The organism is Gelidibacter sediminis (genome assembly GCF_004364975.1).
Lineage (GTDB): Bacteria > Bacteroidota > Bacteroidia > Flavobacteriales > Flavobacteriaceae > Gelidibacter > Gelidibacter sediminis.
The window spans coordinates 616,720-635,141 of the sequence record NZ_SOBW01000007.1; the positions used below are offsets into that span (position 1 = coordinate 616,720).

The 18,422-nt window shown below is 36.8% G+C and carries 21 protein-coding genes; 8 read left to right on the plus strand and 13 right to left on the minus strand.

Annotated elements, in window-relative coordinates:
- Positions 1-10 precede the first annotated feature (10 nt).
- Positions 11-742, plus strand: a complete 732-nt coding sequence (locus BXY82_RS02565; protein ID WP_133756612.1) for a tRNA1(Val) (adenine(37)-N6)-methyltransferase — start codon at positions 11-13, stop codon at positions 740-742.
- A 65-nt stretch (positions 743-807) separates the two neighbouring features.
- Positions 808-1,986 (plus strand): acyl-CoA dehydrogenase family protein, encoded by a 1,179-nt coding sequence (locus tag BXY82_RS02570; protein ID WP_133756613.1) that lies wholly within the window; start codon positions 808-810, stop codon positions 1,984-1,986.
- A 125-nt stretch (positions 1,987-2,111) separates the two neighbouring features.
- Here the strand turns inward: BXY82_RS02570 and BXY82_RS02575 are convergent, their stop codons facing one another.
- From BXY82_RS02575 to trmB, 7 genes are all read right to left on the minus strand, one after another.
- Positions 2,112-2,444, minus strand: coding sequence for a 2Fe-2S iron-sulfur cluster-binding family protein (locus tag BXY82_RS02575; protein ID WP_133756614.1), 333 nt, complete (start codon positions 2,442-2,444; stop codon positions 2,112-2,114).
- A 2-nt stretch (positions 2,445-2,446) separates the two neighbouring features.
- Positions 2,447-3,508 (minus strand): NAD(P)/FAD-dependent oxidoreductase, encoded by a 1,062-nt coding sequence (locus BXY82_RS02580; protein ID WP_133756615.1) that lies wholly within the window; start codon positions 3,506-3,508, stop codon positions 2,447-2,449.
- Between the two features lie 157 nt (positions 3,509-3,665).
- Positions 3,666-3,908, minus strand: a complete 243-nt coding sequence (locus BXY82_RS02585) for a NifU family protein (RefSeq protein WP_133756616.1) — start codon at positions 3,906-3,908, stop codon at positions 3,666-3,668.
- Positions 3,909-3,944: 36 nt separating this feature from the next.
- On the minus strand, positions 3,945-5,081 hold the full coding sequence (locus tag BXY82_RS02590; RefSeq protein ID WP_133756617.1) for an Mrp/NBP35 family ATP-binding protein: 1,137 nt from the start codon (positions 5,079-5,081) through the stop codon (positions 3,945-3,947).
- A 224-nt stretch (positions 5,082-5,305) separates the two neighbouring features.
- The gene (locus tag BXY82_RS02595; protein WP_133756618.1) at positions 5,306-5,635 is read right to left on the minus strand and encodes an MGMT family protein; all 330 of its coding nucleotides are present in this window, start codon (positions 5,633-5,635) and stop codon (positions 5,306-5,308) included.
- Positions 5,632-6,261 (minus strand): LysE family transporter, encoded by a 630-nt coding sequence (locus BXY82_RS02600; protein ID WP_133756619.1) that lies wholly within the window; start codon positions 6,259-6,261, stop codon positions 5,632-5,634. Before BXY82_RS02600 ends, BXY82_RS02595 begins: the two co-directional genes overlap by 4 nt.
- A gap of 2 nt (positions 6,262-6,263) precedes the next feature.
- A complete protein-coding gene (gene trmB, locus BXY82_RS02605; RefSeq protein ID WP_133756620.1) occupies positions 6,264-6,938 on the minus strand; it encodes a tRNA (guanosine(46)-N7)-methyltransferase TrmB in 675 nt (224 codons plus the stop codon).
- 293 nt (positions 6,939-7,231) lie between these two features.
- On the opposite strand from trmB, the gene BXY82_RS02610 reads away from it, so the two are divergent.
- Positions 7,232-8,287 carry a glycosyltransferase gene (locus tag BXY82_RS02610; RefSeq protein WP_133756621.1) on the plus strand — a complete coding sequence of 352 codons (1,056 nt, stop codon included), beginning with the start codon at positions 7,232-7,234 and terminating at the stop codon, positions 8,285-8,287.
- On the opposite strand, the gene BXY82_RS02615 is transcribed toward BXY82_RS02610, so the two are convergent.
- Together BXY82_RS02615 and BXY82_RS02620 are read right to left on the minus strand one after the other, a co-directional pair.
- Positions 8,261-9,304 (minus strand): sensor histidine kinase, encoded by a 1,044-nt coding sequence (locus BXY82_RS02615; protein WP_133756622.1) that lies wholly within the window; start codon positions 9,302-9,304, stop codon positions 8,261-8,263. The two genes, BXY82_RS02610 and BXY82_RS02615, sit on opposite strands and share 27 nt — an antisense overlap.
- A complete protein-coding gene (locus BXY82_RS02620; protein WP_133756623.1) occupies positions 9,304-9,987 on the minus strand; it encodes a response regulator transcription factor in 684 nt (227 codons plus the stop codon). Before BXY82_RS02620 ends, BXY82_RS02615 begins: the two co-directional genes overlap by 1 nt.
- A 190-nt stretch (positions 9,988-10,177) precedes the next feature.
- Here BXY82_RS02620 and BXY82_RS02625 point away from each other — a divergent pair, with 190 nt between their 5' ends.
- Together BXY82_RS02625 and BXY82_RS02630 are read left to right on the plus strand one after the other, a co-directional pair.
- Positions 10,178-10,510 (plus strand): T9SS type A sorting domain-containing protein, encoded by a 333-nt coding sequence (locus tag BXY82_RS02625; RefSeq protein WP_133756624.1) that lies wholly within the window; start codon positions 10,178-10,180, stop codon positions 10,508-10,510.
- Between the two features lie 135 nt (positions 10,511-10,645).
- Positions 10,646-11,626, plus strand: coding sequence for a LuxE/PaaK family acyltransferase (locus BXY82_RS02630; protein WP_133756625.1), 981 nt, complete (start codon positions 10,646-10,648; stop codon positions 11,624-11,626).
- 202 nt (positions 11,627-11,828) lie between these two features.
- Here BXY82_RS02630 and tyrS read toward each other — a convergent pair whose 3' ends face one another.
- On the minus strand, positions 11,829-13,139 hold the full coding sequence (gene tyrS / locus BXY82_RS02635; RefSeq protein WP_133756626.1) for a tyrosine--tRNA ligase: 1,311 nt from the start codon (positions 13,137-13,139) through the stop codon (positions 11,829-11,831).
- A 93-nt stretch (positions 13,140-13,232) separates the two neighbouring features.
- Here tyrS and BXY82_RS02640 point away from each other — a divergent pair, with 93 nt between their 5' ends.
- Entirely contained in the window at positions 13,233-14,261 is a 1,029-nt protein-coding gene (locus tag BXY82_RS02640; protein WP_133756627.1) for an NAD-dependent epimerase/dehydratase family protein, read from the plus strand.
- On the opposite strand, the gene BXY82_RS02645 is transcribed toward BXY82_RS02640, so the two are convergent.
- The 3 genes from BXY82_RS02645 to BXY82_RS02655 form a co-directional block, all read right to left on the minus strand.
- Positions 14,255-14,686, minus strand: a complete 432-nt coding sequence (locus BXY82_RS02645; protein WP_133756628.1) for a DUF4296 domain-containing protein — start codon at positions 14,684-14,686, stop codon at positions 14,255-14,257. The two genes, BXY82_RS02640 and BXY82_RS02645, sit on opposite strands and share 7 nt — an antisense overlap.
- A complete protein-coding gene (locus tag BXY82_RS02650) occupies positions 14,683-16,029 on the minus strand; it encodes a dihydroorotase (RefSeq protein WP_133756629.1) in 1,347 nt (448 codons plus the stop codon). The genes BXY82_RS02645 and BXY82_RS02650 overlap by 4 nt, the downstream gene beginning before the upstream one ends.
- Positions 16,030-16,120: 91 nt before the next feature.
- Positions 16,121-16,843: a polyprenol monophosphomannose synthase gene (locus BXY82_RS02655; protein ID WP_133756630.1), complete on the minus strand. Its 723-nt coding sequence runs from the start codon at positions 16,841-16,843 to the stop codon at positions 16,121-16,123.
- Between the two features lie 88 nt (positions 16,844-16,931).
- Here BXY82_RS02655 and BXY82_RS02660 point away from each other — a divergent pair, with 88 nt between their 5' ends.
- The gene (locus BXY82_RS02660) at positions 16,932-17,585 is read left to right on the plus strand and encodes a DUF4271 domain-containing protein (RefSeq protein ID WP_133756631.1); all 654 of its coding nucleotides are present in this window, start codon (positions 16,932-16,934) and stop codon (positions 17,583-17,585) included.
- Between the two features lie 15 nt (positions 17,586-17,600).
- Complete coding sequence (locus tag BXY82_RS02665; protein ID WP_133756632.1) at positions 17,601-18,350, plus strand: uroporphyrinogen-III synthase; 750 nt, start codon at positions 17,601-17,603, stop codon at positions 18,348-18,350.
- Positions 18,351-18,422 lie beyond the last annotated feature (72 nt).

Genomic DNA, 18,422 nt, shown 5'->3' on the forward strand with positions numbered 1-18,422 from the left:
ATCGTTTTCTATGCAGCCATTTCAATTTAAACAATTCGCGGTCAACCAAAACCGTTGTGCCATGAAAATTGGTACCGATGCGGTGTTGCTTGGCGCATGGACTTCTTTGGAAGCGAAACCATTTTCTATCTTAGATATTGGCGCTGGCACTGGAATTCTCGCATTGATGATGGCCCAGCGCAGCACAGCCGAACTTATTGATGCCATAGAAATTGATGATGCTGCGTATGAACAATGTGTAGACAATTTTGAGCAATCGCCTTGGGCTGATCGACTGTTTTGCTATCACGCGGCTTTAGATGAGTTTGTAGAAGACCTATTGGATGAAGAGTCTGGGATGGATGATTCTTATGACTTGATTATTTCCAACCCCCCTTTTTACACCGATACCTACAAAAGCGATAACGAGCAACGTGACATGGCTCGGTTTGCTGATGCCATGCCCTTTAGACAGCTTATTGAAAGTGTGTCCAAATTACTTTCTGAAAAAGGCCTGTTTTCAGTAATAATTCCTTTTTCAGAGGAGAAGGATTTTATTGTTTTGGCTTCTAAGGAACACTTATACCCCCAACGCATATTAAGGGTGAAAGGCACCCCCGACTCTGAAATAAAACGCAGTTTAATTGAATTTTCATTTGATGAAACTGTAGTCCAGCCCCAAGAATTGATTATCGAAACCTCTAGGCATCAATACACTGCCCACTATATTGCACTTACAAAAGACTTCTATCTCAAAATGTAATTTTAAATTGTGAACTGATAACGATTTCGTTACTTTTGTGTTTGACAAAAATTAAATTCAAAAGCATGAAGCCAGATTTGTTCCAAGCCCCAGACTATTACAATATAGATGAGTTGCTAAATGACGAACACCGTTTAGTACGTGATGCCGCAAGAGAATGGGTAAAACGAGAAGTATCTCCAATAATTGAGGAGTATGCCCAAAAAGCAGAATTTCCAAAACAAATCATAAACGGACTTGCTGAAATTGGCGCTTTCGGACCTTATATTCCTGCAGAATATGGTGGTGCCGGACTAGACCAAATTTCTTACGGATTGATTATGCAAGAAATTGAGCGTGGTGATTCTGGTGTAAGAAGTACGGCCTCCGTCCAATCATCATTAGTCATGTATCCTATATGGAAATATGGCAACGAAGCACAGCGTCAGAAATACCTCCCAAAACTTGCAAGTGGCGAATGGATGGGCAGCTTTGGGTTAACAGAGCCTGACCACGGTAGCAACCCTGCAGGAATGACCACTAATTTTAAGGATATGGGCGACCATTACCTTTTAAATGGAGCAAAAATGTGGATTTCTAATGCGCCTTTTTGTCAAGTGGCAGTGGTATGGGCCAAAAATGAAGAAGGTCGTATTCACGGCTTGATTGTGGAGCGTGGCATGGAAGGGTTTACGACGCCTGAAACACATAACAAATGGTCGCTAAGAGCTTCTGCAACTGGGGAACTTATTTTTGATAACGTTAAGGTTCCTAAAGAAAATTTATTGCCAAACAAATCAGGATTGGGCGCACCACTTGGTTGCTTAGATTCTGCGCGTTATGGTATTGCTTGGGGAGCGATTGGTGCAGCAATGGATTGTTATGACACAGCGTTAAGATACAGCAAAGAACGTATGCAGTTTGGCAAACCAATTGGCCAGTTTCAATTGCAACAAAAGAAATTGGCTGAGATGATAACTGAAATCACCAAAGCACAATTGTTAGCATGGCGATTAGGGGTGATGAGAGAAAACGGAACCGCCACTTCAGCACAAATCTCAATGGCTAAACGCAATAATGTGGATATGGCTATAACTATTGCTCGAGATGCACGTCAAATGTTAGGCGGCATGGGGATAACTGGTGAATATAGTATTATGCGCCATTCCATGAATCTTGAAAGCGTTATTACTTATGAAGGCACTCATGATATCCATTTGTTGATAACGGGATTAGATGTTACCGGTCTAAATGCTTTCAAATAGCAAACTGTTCAAATTTTGTAACTTGATAAAACACACTTACTTTAATACTAAAATGCTTCTCTGATGAGAAGCATTTTTTTTATTTTAATATGAATACAACATAGTGTTAGTCTCTTATAGCATGCTTAAGATTCTGGAGCTAATATTACTTCTAAACCTTCCATTTCAGTAGTTATTTGAATTTGACACCCCAATCTCGAATTATCCTTAACATAAAATGCCTCTGACAGCATTGCTTCTTCATCATCTTGCATTTCCGGTAGCTCCGTATCACTCACCACATAACATTGGCAAGAAGCGCACATGGCCATACCACCGCAAACGCCAATAGTACCTTCGGGTGCAAGCTCATAACTCCTCACAACCTCCATCAAATTCATGGCCATATCAGTTGGTGCTTCTATAGTGTGTACAACACCTTCCCTATCGGTAATTTTTATGGTAATATCTTGTTCCATTATTAATCAATTGCTTTTACAACTTGCTTTGGCGCCTCTTTACGGGTTCCATCAAAGCCATTAACCCCACTAACTGTTGTGTATTTTAAAACGTATTTTTTACCCGGATTGATAATTTGATAAGCCGCTTGACACATCAAAGTTGCTTCGTGAAAACCACATAAAATCAGTTTCAACTTACCTGGATAGGTATTGACATCGCCAATGGCAAAAATGCCGGGAACGTTGGTTTGATAATCCAAGGCGTTATTGACGACAATTGCGTTTTTTTCAATTTCAAGCCCCCAATTGGCAATTGGTCCTAATTTAGGAGACAATCCGAATAATGGGATAAAATGATCGCATTTTACCTCAAATTCCTTTTCGATATTTTTAGATTGTGCTACCACTACGGCTTCCACTTTATGATCTCCCATTACATTAATCACTTCAGCTGGCGTAATCAGATTTATTTTACCCTGATTTTTTAATTCCTGAACCTTATCAACAGAATCTAAAGCACCTCTAAATTCATTACGACGATGGATCAACGTAACCTCAGAAGCAATATTAGAAAGGAAAATGCTCCAATCTAACGCCGAATCGCCACCACCAGAAATTACCACACGTTTGTCGCGGTACATTTCTGGATCTTTAATAAAATACTCAACCCCTTTATCTTCAAAATAGCCAATATTATCAATTAAAGGTTTGCGCGGTTCAAAACTTCCCAGCCCACCAGCAATTGCAACTACCGGCGCCTGATGTTTTGTGCCCTTATTTGTCGTAACGATAAAACTGCCGTCCTCTTGTTTTTCTATTGTCTCGGCACGTTCACCTAACGTAAATCCAGGTTCAAACTGTTTACATTGCTCCATAAGATTATCTGTCAAATCTCCTGCTAATATTTCAGGAAAGCCAGGAATATCATAAATCGGTTTTTTAGGATAAATTTCAGAACATTGACCCCCAATTTGTGGTAAGGCGTCAATAAGATGGCATTTTAACTTTAGTAATCCGGCCTCGAACACAGCAAATAATCCTGTTGGTCCAGCACCTATAATAAGTATATCTGTTTTAATCATATATAAACCCGAAAAAAGGGGTGACTCATTTAATTCAACTTCATTTTAGAATACAATAATCCAATTAATACAGCTTACATATTATGATATCAATCATAATGACTAATTGATGGGATTGTTGTAAAACACTGTAATATTTTGTTGATAACAATAGCTATTAAACTTCAACATTGATAACCTGTTCAATTTGTGGCGCGTATTTTTTTATGGTCATCTCTACTCCTGATTTTAAGGTCATTTGGTTAACAGAACAACCCACACAGGCACCTTCTAACTGCACTCTGACCAACCTATCATCTTCAATGGATAGCAATGCAATATCGCCCCCATCACTTTGAAGAAAAGGACGTATTTCATCAAGCGCTTTTTCAACATTCAATCTCAATTCTTCAGTTGTCATGTGTATTATTTTAGGGTAGTTAAAAGACTAGGTAGTTTATTTTTTAACAGCTGAACAACCAGCCATAGTAGTAATTTTAATAGCTTCAGTTGGTGGCAAATTGTCATTTCGTCTCACCACTTCTTCTACAACATTTTGAGTTATTTTTTCAAAAGCCATTTGCAAGGGTGTTGCCGTTTGCATTGCTGCAGGACGGCCCACATCACCCGCCTCACGAATGCTTTGCACCAAAGGAATCTCTCCTAAAAATGGCACTTTTAAATCTTCAGCCAAATGTTTAGCACCCTCTTTTCCGAAGATATAATATTTATTTTCCGGCAATTCTTCAGGCGTAAAATAGGCCATATTTTCAATAATACCCAGTACCGGCACATTAATGCTTTCTTGCTGAAACATTGCAACACCTTTCTTGGCATCAGCTAGGGCGACATTTTGTGGCGTACTCACAATTACTGCTCCAGTAATAGGTAATGATTGCATGATGCTCAAATGGATATCTCCAGTTCCTGGCGGCAAATCAATCAGCATAAAATCCAATTCTCCCCAATGCGCATCAAAAATCATTTGATTTAAAGCTTTGGCCGCCATAGGGCCGCGCCATACTACTGCCTGACCTGGCTGCGTAAAGAATCCTATGGACAAAATCTTAACACCATAATTTTCTACCGGTTTCATTTTAGATTTTCCATCTATGTTTACTGCCATAGGACGCTCTTGTTCCACATCAAACATAATAGGTGTCGAAGGCCCATAAATATCGGCATCAAGGATACCTACTTTAAAGCCCATTTGTGCCAAAGTCACTGCCAAGTTTGCAGTTACTGTAGATTTACCAACGCCACCTTTGCCCGATGCAACCGCAACGATATTTTGAATTCCAGGAATCGCTTTCCCTTTAATACTGTTAGTTAAAGATTTTGCAGGCGCTTCAACTTTTACATTGACCGTTATTTTGGCCTTTTCGTAAACTTTATCATGAATAACTTTCATGATTTCAACTTCTGTCTTTTTCTTGGCCTGCAGACTTGGGTTTGTAATGGTAATATCTACAATGACTTCGTCTGCAAAGGTTACCACATTTTTAACGGCACCACTCTCCACCATATTCTGACCTTCACCTGGGGCCGAAATGCTTTCGAGGGCTTTATAAATATCTTGTTTATGTAATTTCATGGTTTTAAGATGCTAAAAAATGAAAGCACAGCAATGATTTAGCAAGTCATTACGATTTCTTTCATTCTATTAATTAAGAATCATTCTAAAGTGCAAATATAATTAATATTGATGGAAGAATGAAGCTAGCAACACGAAGATTTCAATAGCTAGATTGAGGAATTCTATGGATTTCAAATATATAGACTAAGGCAATCTTTATTCAGGATTTGAGGTCTAAAACCTTAAAGTTCCTCTCGTGGATCCCAAAAGACGGTATCAAATTGTTGCACTTGATTGTCCTCAATAATGACGCCTTCACTTTCCAGCAATTGCTGCATTAAATTTGTTCCTTCAAAATGATGTTTGCCTGTCAGCAGTCCTTTCCTATTTACAACACGATGCGCTGGAACATCTTTAGCCACTGAGCCTATCAAGGCGTAACCTACCATTCTTGCACTTCTTGCTGCGCCTAAATAATTGGCAATTGCTCCATAGCTCGTTACCCGCCCAAATGGTATTTGTTTTACCACTTCATACACCTTATCAAAAAAATTGAGGGTTTCCGGCTTCATAATTCCCTTATGATATTGATCAGTGTTACAATCGCGATAATTCCTGTTATAGAACCAATGATGTAATTCATGTTTTTCTGGGATGTCATTTTATTGTTCTTGAATTTATCGAAGAAAAAAATATACATATATAACATTACGAAAGTGCCACATACGGCACCGGAAACATAAGAGATAATCATGCTCCTATTAAATTCCAACCAGCCAAAAGAAGCCAAGGTTATGGTCATATAGGCCTGATATGGAATTGGAAACACATTAATAGCTGATAAAAATATCCCGTGGAAAAATCGGCTATGCTTACTTTTCGATTCTCTATCTATTTCCGTTTTGGATGTTGCCTTAGCAATGAGAAGATAATACACCGTAATTAGTATAAAAATAACTAGCGCCACCCGTTGCAATACTTTTACCACATCAGGATGATTGGTCAAATACCGAGCAAACATGGCGGCTATGTAAGTTTGCAAAAATACAATAACACATACACCAATAGAGAACATAATGCCCCTGACGTGACCTTCCTTGAGACTTATTTTTGCAGCTGTCATATTCAGCAATCCGGGTGGGATAACACCTACAAGGGCGATAATCATCCCGAGAAGAAATATGACAGTAATATTCAAGGTTATTTAATTTTAAATCTAATATAGGTAATTGCTTTATTCTTTTCTAAATACTGACCTTCATAATAGGTTTGAATCTCAGTAACCTCAGCGGGACTCCCTTCTTGTTTATAAACATTATGGTTGGCATATTGCACCTCGTGGCCAGCGCCATGCAATAAGCCTAAAGTATAACCATGCATAAACTCACTATCTGTTTTTAGGTGCACCACACCTTCTGGTTTTAGTATTGATTTATAGCGTTCTAAAAATGTAGCATTGGTCATCCGATGCTTGGTACGCTTATATTTTATCTGAGGATCAGGAAAGGTTATCCAAATTTCATCAACTTCATTTTGCCCGAACGCATGATCAATAAGCTCAATTTGTGTCCTTAAAAATGCAGCATTAGGAATGCCCTCTTCAATCGCTGTTTTTGCACCTCTCCAAAAACGAGCGCCTTTTATATCGATTCCGATAAAATTTTTATTAGGATAGCGTTTTGCAAGTTCAATGGTATATTCTCCTTTTCCACAACCAAGTTCCAACACAAGCGGATAATTATTTTTAAATACTTTGGAATTCCAGTTGCCTTTTAATTGAAACGCCGCATTAACCAATTCGTCCCGCGTTGGCTGATAAACATTGGAAAACGTTTCATTTTCTCTAAATCTTTTAAGTTTATTCTTACTTCCCACTCTTTTGTTATTTCTATTTTCTTATTCAATATCTCAAATTGGATGCTATCCTATTTTGCAGTCTCCTAAGCGTTGGCAAAATTAAGGAAATATATGGAAGCCATTATATTCTTATCTTTATATGTTACAAGAAGTTTTAAATGTTAGTCAAAATTTCACGAGGGTTGCAGCGGCATCCTCTTTTTTATACGACCTTAATATTCTTAATTTGTATAGACAAAAAAAAGATGCATCGGAAAAACCGGACCACCAACAAAGCGCTTACGCATAATGTGGTTGTTCATATATAAAAGATGAATAAAAAACTATTAATTGCACCACTCAACTGGGGCTTGGGTCATGCGGCACGTTGCATCCCAATTATTGAAGCTCTGCTGGAACATTATTACACACCAGTTATTGCGAGTGACGGCGCGGCACTAGCACTCCTCAGAAAAGAATATCCTGATTTAGAATACGTTATATTGCCATCGTATAACATTACTTATGCAAAACAGGGAAAACGTCTCAAATGGAAGCTTTTGTTTAGTGCGCCCAAGATTGTTAGGGCAATTTATTTAGAACATCAAGCTTTAAAACGCATTCTAATTACTCACAAAATTGATGGAATTATTTCAGATAATAGATTTGGGTTGCACCATAAGGGTTTACCCTCCGTATTTATTACGCATCAACTACGGGTATTAAGTGGCAGTACTACTTGGTTGAGTACTGCCCTGCATCAAAGGATTATTAAAAAATTTGATATTTGTTGGGTTCCTGATTATTCTGATAAACCTAATTTAAGCGGACGGATGGGACATGTAGACCAATTGGGTTTGAATGTAAAGCATATTGGTCCTTTAAGCCGATTTCAGAAATTAACCATGCCATATGAGTATGAGGTGATGGTCCTATTATCAGGGCCTGAGCCACAGCGCGGAATATTAGAGCGCCAATTACTCTCTACGTTCAAAGCATATCAGGGTGAAGTTCTTTTTGTGAGGGGTGTCATAGAAAAACAACAAACATGTGCCATTTCTAAACATATGACGCTCTACAATTACATGACCTCATCACAGCTCGAAAAAGCACTTAATGCTAGTAAATTGGTTGTAGCACGCTCAGGCTACACGACCATTATGGATTTAGAGAAATTGGAGAAAAAAGCCTTTTTCATTCCTACGCCTGGACAGCCTGAACAGGAATATTTAGCAACATTGATGCTGGAGAATAAATGGGCTCCAAGCTGTAAACAGGAAGATTTTAGTTTAGAAAAATTAGGGGATCTTGAAGATTATGATGGATTTAAACCTAAAGATCAGAAAACTACCTTCAAAGAATTATTGCGCTTTTTCGAGGGTAAATGAGAATTCACTACCCACACTCAGTTCACTTTCAATATAAATTTTTTCATCGTGTGCCTCAATGATATGCTTTACAATAGCCAAGCCCAAACCGGATCCACCTTCTTTTCGAGACCCACTTTTATCAATTCTATAAAACCGTTCAAAAAGACGCGGAATATTGGCTTTAGCAATGCCCTCACCATTATCAGTTACTCTGACAATTACCTTGTTCTTAATTAAATTTTCGATACTAATTTCAGTCGTTCCTTTAAATCGGCCATATTTAATGGAATTGACAACAAGATTGGTCAAGACTTGACGGATGCGTTCTTTATCAGCTTTTACCAAAATTGGATTGGGATATACCATATCAAAAGTAAGTGTGATTTTCTTCTTGGCAGATTTCATTTCCAGTAAATCGAAAACACTGGCTACCAACTCTACAATATCAAAGGTTTCAATATTTAAACTTAAATCGCCTACTTCCAATTTAGTTATCATGTCCAAATCCTGAACGATATAGATCAATCGCTCTACCCCCTTATTGGCTCTCTCAAGATATTTTTCTCTCAACTTTTCATTATTCATAGCGCCGTCTAGCAAGGTTAACACATAGCCTTGTACGGTAAATAATGGCGTTTTCAACTCGTGGGAAACATTACCTAAAAATTCTTTTCGGTACTCCTCTCGTACCTTAAGGGTTTCTATTTCAAGTTTCTTATCTTTTGCAAACTTATCAATTTCCTGAGTAAGTGTTGCCATATCAGTAGTAATAGGCTGTTTACGCAAAGACGCTGATTCTAGTAAGGTCAAATCGTCATATATTTTTTTGACCCGTCTGTATATAAACCGTTCTACGCGGTATTGAATGATTAAAAAGGATATAATGTAACAAAACGTAAAAAAGCCCAATAAAATGCCCACGTTAAATGCTTTCGAGACAAAAAGCACGGCAGCAATAAGCACAGTGTTGATCAGCGTGATGTAGAAAGCTGTCTTAACCGCAAACTTATATGACTTTTTAATAGTTGTTTTCATTAATCCACAAACTTATAGCCTACACCCTTAACAGTTTTGAAACAGTCGTCGCCAATTTTTTCACGGAGTTTCCGAATATGGACATCAATAGTTCTCCCGCCTACAACAACTTCATTACCCCAGACTTTCTCGAGAATTTCTTCTCGTTTGAATACCTTATTAGGCTTGGTTGCTAACAAAGATAGTAATTCGAACTCCTTTCGTGGCAATATAATCTCTTCGCCTTTATTTGAAATTTTATATTCTTCCCGGTTGATTATCAATCCACCAATCTTTAATATATCCTCAGATGGCTCCTCATTTTTTATTCGTCTTAAAAGGGCTTTCACTTTACTGGTCAGGACTTTTGGCTTGATAGGCTTTGTAATATAATCATCAGCACCAACATCAAAACCAGCCATTTGAGAATAGTCTTCGCCTCTTGCTGTCAGAAAGGTGATGATTGTATTGCTGAGTTCAGGAATTTTCCGAATTTGTTCACAAGCTTCAATCCCATCCATTTCTGGCATCATTACATCCAATATGATGAGATGTGGACGTTCCTTTTTGGCTTTCTTAACTGCTTGGACACCATTATCTGCAGTTATAATTTGATACCCCTCCGTGGAGAGGTTGTAACCAATTATTTCTAAAATATCTGGTTCATCATCAACCAATAGTATTTTTATATCCTTTTTCTTCATATGTGCTTTTCGATAATATAAGGTAAAGATAGAACTATTAACAGATAGATTAAAAACTCTCAATATTCATAACATTATCATAACGCAGAGGAAACATTATAATAGCATGTCGTTTAAAAATAATTGTTTAACGAGTATTTGGTACAAGTTTTGTATTAATTTAGTACTTTTAATAAAAAGATTCTATTTGATGAAAAATTACCTTTTAATGCTTTTTTTGATGATAGGCCTCTCTTTTGGCGCAACTGGTGTTGCGCAAACAACTGCAACGGCGAGCACTATAACAACTGACCATACAGACCTGGTCATTTACCCAAACCCTGTAAGTAATGGAAAAATTTATATTACTACAAAACAAAACTTGACCAAAGAGGTGGAAATCTTTGATGTTTTGGGTAAAAAAATACTTTTCCATACACTTTATGGTAAAGAATTAAATATCTCTAGATTAAATCCCGGTATTTATATTATAAAGATAAAAGAAGGCAGCATTTCAACTACTAGAAAATTAGTGGTGCGATAATAAAATATTTCGTCAATTAACTATTCAATAAAGTTGAGCCACTCAAAGATTAATGAGTGAGCTACAGTTTCAAAATATTATAAAAGCGTTACGCAATTTGGGTAACGCTTTTTTTATTTTCTATATTTTTGCGGTATGATTAGAATGGAAACCGTTTTTGATATTCAGACCCAGGCCGATTTTGAGTTGGCAAGTTTGGAAGTTTTTAAATACCAATTTGAAAACAATCCTGTGTACCGTTCATTTTGCGATTTATTATACATTCACCCAAGTGCAGTAACCAAATTAGAAGAGATACCATTCTTACCCATACAATTCTTCAAGTCTCATAAAATATTAAGTTGCACGCAACCAGTGCAGCGCACCTTTACAAGTTCAGGCACAACTGGAACGTTGCCCAGTCAACACCATGTTACAGATATTCAGATATACGAAAAAAGTTTCAGGCGGGCATTTTCCCATTTCTATGGCCCTATAGAAGATTATGTGGTACTCGCTTTGTTGCCTTCTTATTTGGAACGCGAGGGGTCGTCACTGATTTATATGGTGGATGATTTCATTGCGCATTCGCAACACCCTGAAAGTGGGTTTTATCTTGATAATCTGTCAGAACTAAAAGACCTCCTGATCACTTTGGATGCAGATGGCAAAAAGGTATTGCTCATAGGGGTTTCATTTGCGCTTTTAGACCTCATAGAATCCTATCAATTTCAGTTACAGCATACCATAATTATGGAAACTGGTGGCATGAAAGGTAGACGAAAAGAACTGGTCCGAAAGGAGCTTCACACCATCTTAAAAAAAGGTTTTGGGGTAAATGCCATTCATAGTGAATATGGCATGACGGAATTATTAAGTCAAGCCTACTCTAAAGGTCAAGGTATTTTTGAATGTCCAAAATGGATGCAAATTATTATTAGAGACCCTGAAGATGCCCTAACTATACTGCCATATGGAAAAACTGGAGGTGTTAATGTCATTGACCTGGCAAATGTCAATTCGTGCGCATTTATAGCCACTCAAGACTTAGGAAAAGTATTGCCAAAAGGTCAATTTGAAATAATAGGTCGCTTTGACAACTCAGATATCAGAGGCTGCAATCTTATGGTATTATAAAACTATGTTAAAGTGTGTAATGCTAAACACGTACAGACGACTAACCCAATACCTAAAAAACTGACTTTCTGGGAAACCAGAAAAAGTATTCTATAATTGAAGAAGAAAAGTTTTTAAGTTGATTGGTTGGTTTTTTAAACGCCTGATTGAAGTTTACTTCGTCAGGCGTTTTTTATGAATTGAAAATTTTTGTAGACCTAGCCTAAGCGTTCACTTTAATAATATAAGTGTTTTTTTTGCCCTTATTTAAAATGATGTATTTTCCATTTATAAGATCTTCAGCAGACAATATATAATCTTCTTTAACCTTTTCTTTATTCACTGCAACTGAATTTTCTTTAAGTGCTCTACGAGCCTCCCCGTTGGAGTTCAGGAAATTGGTTTTGGCCGCCAACGCGGCAATCATATCGACACCCTCATCAAATTCTGCTTTTGAAATCTCCGCTAGGGGCACACCTTCAAAAACTTCCAAAAACATGGCTTCATTTAAAGTTTTAATATCTTGCTTAAAACTGCTGCTAAACAAAATATTGGAGGCTCTTTCTGCATTTTCATAGTCGTCTTTAGAGTGTACAAATGTAGTCACTTCTTCGGCTAATCGTTTTTGCAGTACACGCAAATGTGGTGCTTCTTTATGTTTAGCAATTAAGTTTTCGATAGTTTCTTTATCCAAAAAGGTAAAAATCTTAATGTATTTTTCGGCATCCTCATCACTAGTATTCAACCAAAATTGATAAAATTTATAGACAGAGGTCTTATCAGCATCTAACCAAATATTTCCACCTTCACTTTTTCCAAATTTAGAGCCATCAGCCTTTGTAATTAACGGACAGGTCATGGCATAGGCTTTTACCTCTTCGCCAACATTCATACGCCTTACCAATTCCGTTCCGGTGGTGATATTACCCCATTGGTCACTACCACCCATTTGCAAGACCACATTTGCGTGCTTGTGCAAATGGTAAAAGTCATAGCCTTGAATCAATTGGTAAGTAAATTCAGTAAAAGACATTCCTACACTACCTTCTTCACCAGAAAAGCGCTTTTTAACTGAATCTTTAGACATCATATAGTTAACCGTTATACGCTTACCAACATCTCTGGCAAAATCTATAAAGGAGAAGTCCTTCATCCAATCATAGTTATTTACCAATACTGGCGCATTTTTCTCTTTGGAATCAAAATTTAAGAATCGAGACAATACAGATTTTATACCTGCCACATTTTTTGCCAGTGCTTCTTCATCAAGCAAATTGCGCTCATCACTCTTACCTGAAGGGTCACCAATCATTCCTGTGGCACCACCAACCAACGCATAAGGCTTGTGTCCTGCCTTCTCCAAATGAACTAACAAAATTATTGGCACTAAGCTTCCAATATGCAAGGAGTCAGAAGTAGGGTCAAAGCCAATATAGGCACTCGTCATTCCTTTATTAAGTTGGTCTTCGGTTCCGGGCATGATATCGTGAACCATTCCTCTCCAGCGTAAATCTTCTACAAATGCGTTTGTCATGTATTCTTTTTATTAATTTTTCAACTGTGCCGCAAAGATAAACATCAGTGGAGAATTAGGAATTAATATCTAATAATTCTTTAATTTAGTCACATGATATTAGTTACAGGAGGTACAGGATTAGTCGGTTCACATTTACTTTTTAAAGTATTGCAAACCAACGATAAAGTAAAAGCAATCTACAGAAGGGAACAAAAGTTAGAATTGGTAAAAAAAGTCTTTTCATACTATACAAAAGACGTTGCTTCAATGTATAATAGAATTGAATGGCTAGAAGCGGACATAACAGATGTGCCAGCTTTAACAGAGGCCTTTAAAGATGTCGACTATGTTTACCACTGTGCCGCTTTTGTGAGTTTTGAACCTGACAAATACAAACAACTTCGTAAGATTAATATTGAGGGCACTGCAAATGTGGTAAATCTTTGCATATCCAACCAAATTAAAAAATTATGCTATGTAAGCTCTATAGCTACCATTGGGCATCATCGAGATGCGCAACACGCCATAACAGAAGATACATTTTGGAATCAGGATGATGATAACAGTATTTATGCCATCACAAAATACGGTGCCGAAACTGAGGTATGGCGGGGCACTCAAGAGGGTGTTGATGCGGTAATTGTAAATCCGGGAATAATTATTGGACCTGGATTTTGGAATAGCGGTGGCAGCAGTAGCCTTATAAAAAAAGTATATCAGGGCATGCCTTATTATACCACTGGAGTAACGGCTTATGTTGATGTAATTGATGTTGTTGAAGCAATGCTTCAGCTTATGCAAAGTGACATCAAAAATGAGCGTTTTATTGTCATTTCAGAAAATTTATCATTCAAAGACTTTTTACATCAAACTGCCACGGCTTTAAACGTAAAACCAGCATCAAAAAAAGCCTCTAATTTTATATTAGCTTTGGGTTGGCGATTGGATTGGTTGCGCCATGTCATTACAGGCAAACGCAGACGGCTCTCTAAGCATATGACCAAAAGCGCTCGAAGCATTTCCAATTATGATGCTTCCAAATTAAAAAGCGCTTTAAATTTTCAGTTTAAACCAATGACAACCTCCATACAAGAAACCGCAAAACAGTATTTAGAAGATTTGAATAGGTCAAGTTACTGAGGAAAAGATCGCTCCTGCTCGTTGAGGGTATCCTTTTTTCTTCTGTTGGCGGCATTTATAGAGTCTTGCTTATTCAACTCTTTATAGTTGAGCTCTTCATAGTGATCTTTATTTTTCTCAAGTCTTTTTTTCACACGAGCTAAAATTGCGGTGTATGTCTCAGGATCATATGCATAGTAAGTATTGCTTTGTGCAAATTGCAAGCTGTCTATAGCATACTTATCGTACAAATATTCTAAAGGCACAACCCCATTAGTCTCTAAAATTTTTCTATTGACTCCTTTAGCGGCGTTTAAAATGTACAAATCATACATGATTTCTGACATTTTTTCCTTGTCAATTAAATTTTTAGGTTTTTTGGGTTTATCAATCCCATTACAGCCCACAACCATAAGCACAATTAATATGTACAAAATGCGTTTCATCTGTCAAAGGTTAAACGTTTCCCAGCCTTAACGCCCATAAACTTAAAGTTTTTATAAACTAAAGCGCCGTTAACAAACGTATGGGTAATTCTCGATTTAAACAGCGTATTTTCAAACGGAGACCACCCACATTTATATAGAATGTTATCTTTATTAACGGTCCAAGGACTATTGATATCTACAATGGCCAAGTCAGCATAATATCCTGGCTTTACATAACCACGTTTTTCAACCTGAAATAAAATAGCGGGATTATGACACATCTTCTCCGCAATTTTCTCTAAGCTTATCTTACCATTGTGATAGGCTTCAATCATCGCTACCAATGCGTGTTGAACCAGTGGTCCACCTGATGGTGCTTTCGTATATACATTTTTCTTCTCTTCCAAAGTATGTGGTGCATGGTCTGTTGCAACAACATCAATGCGACCATCCAACAAAGCTCTCCACAACTCCTCACGATCATTAACCGTTTTAACTGCCGGATTCCATTTTATTAGACTTCCTTTTTTCTTGTAGTCTTCATCACTGAACCACAGATGGTGTATACACACTTCTGCAGTGATTTTTTTATCCTTTAAGGGAATTTTATTGGTAAAGAGATGCGTTTCTTTTGCGGTTGATAGATGAAATATATGTAGACGAGCTCCAGTTTTCTTAGCTAATTCAATCGCTTTAGATGATGATATATAACAAGCCTCAGCACTTCTAATATCAGGATGACATTCCATTGGAATATCCTCACCATATTTTTCTAGATGTGCTTCAAGATTCCTTTGAATAGTGGCCTCATCTTCACAATGTACAGAAATTAGCAAATCTGTACTTTTAAATATGTTCTCTAAAACTTCAGTATTGTCTACTAACATGTCTCCGGTAGATGATCCTAAGAACAATTTTAGACCAGCAACGTTTTTAGAATCAACCTTTAAAACTTCATCTAAGTTGGTATTGGTACCGCCAAACATAAAAGAATAATTGGCGTAGGATGAATTGGCTGCAATTTCAAACTTTTCGTCTAATTTTTCAATTGTGGTAGTTTGTGGCACCGTATTAGGCATTTCAATAAAAGATGTGATTCCGCCCGCCACCGCTGCTCTAGATTCAGTTTCAATAGTTGCCTTATGGGTTAGCCCTGGTTCCCTAAAATGCACCTGATCATCTATTACACCAGGAAATACGTAGTTGCCTTCAACATCTATGACTACAACATCAGCTGATTTTGCACTAATGGAAGTGTCGATATCCTTTATAAATTCGCCTTCAATTAGAATATCACCTTCAAAAATGTGCCCCTCATTAACAATTTTAGCATTTTTTATAAGTACTGTTTTTGCTTTCATGTGTATATTTCTATTGTTTTTTAACGGACACATGCTGTTCGCAATTAATCTTTACCTTGGGTGGTGAATTTTTTAGCATGCTCGTTTCATATTACTTGCCAAAAAGGCTTTTAAATTTCATATTTATAACTCCAAAAATCGCCTCGGAAATAATTCCGCCACTCATTTTTGACTTTCCTTTTGCACGATCCGTAAAAATCACAGGGACCTCTACAATGTTAAACCCTTTTAAATGTGCCTTAAATTTCATTTCAATTTGAAAGGCATAACCCACAAATTTGATGGCATCTAAATTAATCGTCTGCAATACCTTCCTTCTATAACAAACAAAGCCTGCCGTTGTATCCTGAATGTCCATTTGTGTGATAAATCGAACATATTTAGAGGCAAAATAAGAAAGTAAAATTCGATTCATTGGCCAATTGACCACATTAACTCCAGTGATGTATCGAGAGCCTATGGCTACGTCAGCACCTTCTACCGCACAGGCATTATAGAGTTTTACCAAGTCATCTGGGTTATGCGAAAAATCGGCATCCATTTCAAAAATATAATCATACTCTCTGGCAAGGCACCATTTAAAACCATCTATGTATGCAGTACCTAGACCCGTTTTATGCTTTCGCTTGAGCAAAAACAAACGATCCGGAAACTCCGCTTGCAAGGCCTCTACTTTATTAGCAGTCAAATCAGGTGAATTGTCATCTACAACAAGAACATTAAATGCTTTCTCTTGCGCAAAAACTGCAATGATAATGGCTTCAATGTTTTCAATTTCATTATATGTTGGAATGATGACAATAGCGTCTTTCATCAGGAAAAAATTTTAGCAAAAGTAAGTTTTTTTAAAAGATTAATTTTATTGAAATGAACAGATAAAATATTCTTTATAATTTAGCGCTATGCTAAGAGACGTCATATCTTACGAATGGTTTACCATTTTTATGGTTTTGGGCCTGATTTTCATTACAATTGCCAAGGTAACTTATACCAATAGGTTTATAGATTTTCTTGGGGTACTGGGAAAATCAAAATATCTGAAAATTTACACTAAAGATCAAAAATTCGTTGATGTTTTTGACGCACTGTTATTTTTAAATCTTACCATATCAATTTCCATTTTTGGTTATCTTTCCTACCTCAGCCTAGAAACTACGAAAACCTTTGAGTTAATAGTGTTTTTGAAGCTTATTTTCGGAATTGGCACCCTATCTGTTATCAAAATATTAGTAGAGCGACTTATTGGTAGTGTGTTTGAAATTGATAATTTAATTGATGCTTATCTCTTTCAAAAAATCAGCTACAAAAATTTTATAGGCTTTATACTTTTACCTATTAACGCCCTGTTATTGTACACTTTACAACCCAACAAATTAATTATCATATCTGTAATTGTATTAGTAATCATTATCAATGTGATAGGTTTTATAAGCTCACTTAAAAAACATCAAAAGACAGTGATTAACAACATATTCTATTTTATTTTGTATCTTTGCACACTTGAAATTGGGCCTTATCTGATTTTGTATAAAATAATTGTAGAATATAAAGCTTAAAACTAACCCAAGCCTATGAAAGTGAAAACAATTTTAGTGTCTCAACCTGAACCTAAAATCGAAAATTCGCCTTACTTTGATCTCCAAGAAAAGCAAAAAGTAAAGATTGACTTCCGCCCATTTATTCATGTAGAAGGTGTTGCTGCAAAAGACGTCAGACACCAAAAAGTTGATCTGACACAATATACTGCTATTATCTTAACCAGCAGAAATTCTGTGGACCATTTTTTTAGAGTGGCTGATGAAATGCGTTTTAAGGTTCCAGACACCCTAAAGTATTTTTGTCAGAGTGAAGCCGTAGCGTTCTATCTTCAAAAATATGTGGTCTATAGAAAACGAAAAATTTATGTTGGCAAACGTAATTTTGAAGACTTGTCTCCTTTGATTAAGAAATATAAGGACGAAAGCTTTTTATTACCAACCACTGATAAATTAAAGGATGAAGTTCCTGCAATCCTTAATGCTTTGAACATTAAGTGGAAAGAAGGCATATTTTACAGGACCGTAATCAGCGATTTGTCTGATTTGGCAGACGTGTATTATGATATTTTGGTTTTCTTTAGTCCTTCAGGAATTGAATCTTTATTCCATAATTTCCCAGATTTTAAGCAAAACGATACTCGTATTGCAGTTTTTGGGAATACTACAGCCAAAGCTGTTGAAGAGCATGGGTTGCGCGTGGATATTTTAGCGCCTACACCAGAAACACCATCAATGACAATGGCGTTGGAAAAATATATTGAAAAAGCAAATAAAGGAAAATAAGCTTCCTTTATAATCATAAAAAAGGCGATTCAAATAAATGAATCGCCTTTTTATATTTAGAGACAAGGTTGC